Source organism: Acinetobacter stercoris, from assembly GCF_900323515.1.
Classification (GTDB): domain Bacteria; phylum Pseudomonadota; class Gammaproteobacteria; order Pseudomonadales; family Moraxellaceae; genus Acinetobacter; species Acinetobacter stercoris.
On the sequence record NZ_OOGT01000385.1, the window covers coordinates 1 to 1491 of the forward strand.

Below are 1491 nucleotides of genomic sequence, written 5' to 3' on the forward strand. Positions count from 1 at the left end.
TTATTGACTTAAGCAAAATAGGCTTATTTTTTTGCTTTATCGATAATCATGCAAATGACAAGAATAATGACTGATGGAATTAACCACGCAAGATTTTGTTCATTCAACGGTAAATTTTGAATCAATGCGGGCAAGTTGTCTTTAAAACTTGTTACTTTTATTCCTTCAACAATACCAAATAAAAATGCAACTGCTGTAACTGGAGCAATAACTCGGGATGGATGGTTGAAGCGTTTCCAGAAGAAACTCAAAATAATCACTACAATTGCTGGAGGGTAAATTGCACTGAGCACAGGAACTGAAAATGCAATGAGTTTGGTTAAGCCCAGATTTGAGATCACCAATGAGAATAAAACCAAAATAAATACTAAAATTTTGTATGGAATTTTAGTTAATTCAGAGAAGTATTCTGCACAGGCACAGGTTAAACCGATCGCAGTAACCATACATGCAAGACTAATCAGTACAGTGAGAAATAACGAACCTAAATCACCAAAAGCATGTTGAACGTAAGCATGCAGGATGATTGCTCCATTCGCCGCATTTGGCGCTACATCATGACTTCCTAATCCAAGTTTAAATAGGCTGAGGTAAACAAGTGTTAGACCGATACCAGATATTAAACTGGCGATAACAGCATATTTGGTCACTAATTTTCCATCTGTAACACCACGTGAGTGGATCGCATGGATAATCACAATACCAAATACAAGTGCACCCAGAGTATCCATAGTCAGATAACCACTAACAACACCTTCTGAAACAGGGCTGTTGACGTAGTTGTTAATTGCTGGGGAAATTGAACCAGTTGGGATGAGTAGGGCTGCGATACCCAGTATAGCAAGTGCAATAATTTTCAGTGGAGCAAGAACATGCCCTACAGTATCAAGCAGTTTGTTTGGGTAAAGTGAGATAACAGTTACAAGTGCAAAGTAAACAATACTATAAATAAGTAAGCCGCTACCATCATTACCGAAATATGATGAAAAGCCAATTTCATATGAAACTGTTGCAGTTCGTGGAGTGGCAAATAGTGGACCTACTGATAAATAACACACAATAGTTAATATCAGACTGGCAACTTTTCCCAGCGGTGAACTGAGAATTGCGATAGATCCTTCTGTGCGCGAAAGCGCCATAATGGTGAGAACAGGTAAGCCAACGGCAGTGATAAGAAAACCGAATGCCGCAAGCCAAACATGTTCACCAGCTTGTTGAGCTACAATGGGAGGAAAGATAATATTGCCTGCACCAATAAACAGTGCAAAGGTCATAAAACCTAAGGCAATGATGTCCTTCATACGAAGACTGGTCATATTAAAAAGGGAGAGCTAAAATCCAAAGTCGCTGATTTTAGTGCATATGTGACGATTTTTGTAATATTTTTTATACATCTTATTAAATATTTTTATATAAAATATCAAATTACTCTTAAATAAAAGTTATTGGTTTAAATAAGCTTATGAAATTTTATGATATATTGTTTAATAC

1 protein-coding gene is annotated in these 1491 nt (G+C 36.8%); it reads right to left on the reverse strand.

The window, feature by feature from the left end; all coding sequences use genetic code 11:
• Positions 1 to 23: 23 nt before the first annotated feature.
• Entirely contained in the window at positions 24 to 1316 is a 1293-nt protein-coding gene (brnQ, locus tag KPC_RS19710; protein WP_121975995.1) for a branched-chain amino acid transport system II carrier protein, read from the reverse strand.
• Between the last annotated feature and the right edge of the window lie 175 nt (positions 1317 to 1491).

Bases quoted from the DNA above. Each gene is read 5' to 3' on its own strand.
- brnQ (WP_121975995.1), bottom strand. From the start codon at position 1,316: ATGACCAGTCTTCGTATGAAGGACATCATTGCCTTAGGTTTTATGACC.